Origin of the sequence: Paenibacillus mesophilus, assembly GCF_005938385.1 — a bacterium.
GTDB lineage: Bacteria > Bacillota > Bacilli > Paenibacillales > NBRC-103111 > Paenibacillus_AB > Paenibacillus_AB mesophilus.
Window position 1 is genome coordinate 1 of the sequence record NZ_VCRA01000094.1, and the last position, 524, is coordinate 524.

General features: G+C 50.4%; 2 rRNA genes. Both read right to left on the reverse strand.

The window, feature by feature from the left end:
- A 23S ribosomal RNA gene (locus FE783_RS37335) occupies positions 1–115 on the reverse strand; the annotation flags it as partial.
- A gap of 298 nt (positions 116–413) precedes the next feature.
- Positions 414–524, reverse strand: a 16S ribosomal RNA gene (locus tag FE783_RS37340); the annotation flags it as partial.

Here is a 524-nt window from a genome sequence, read left to right on the forward strand (position 1 = left end):
GACATCCCCGGATCGAAGCCTGCTTACGGCTCCCCGAGGCATTTTCGTAGTTCGCCACGTCCTTCATCGGCTCCTAGCGCCTAGGCATCCTCCGTGCGCCCTTATTAGCTTATCCACTTTGTTTGAACACTCACGAAGAGCGTTCAAACTCATCGATTCGCTTCTAAGATCACCTTTACAGATGTTCTTGCTCGATTCGTTTCGCTATCCAGTTTTCAAGGAACAAGTTCGCCTATTACCGGCGGAAAACAATCTTATCATAGGATCTCGAATTTGGCAACAAGGAACTTGCGACCATTTCGACATCTTATGAAGAAAGAGCGGCTGCTCTTTCAAAACTGCCAACGAGTGAAAAGCTATGAGGCAAAGCCTCATTGTGTACCGCAACGCTACGGTTGCGAGGTACTCCATAGAAAGGAGGTGATCCAGCCGCACCTTCCGATACGGCTACCTTGTTACGACTTCACCCCAATCATCTACCCCACCTTCGGCGGCTGGCTCCTTGCGGTTACCTCACCGACTTC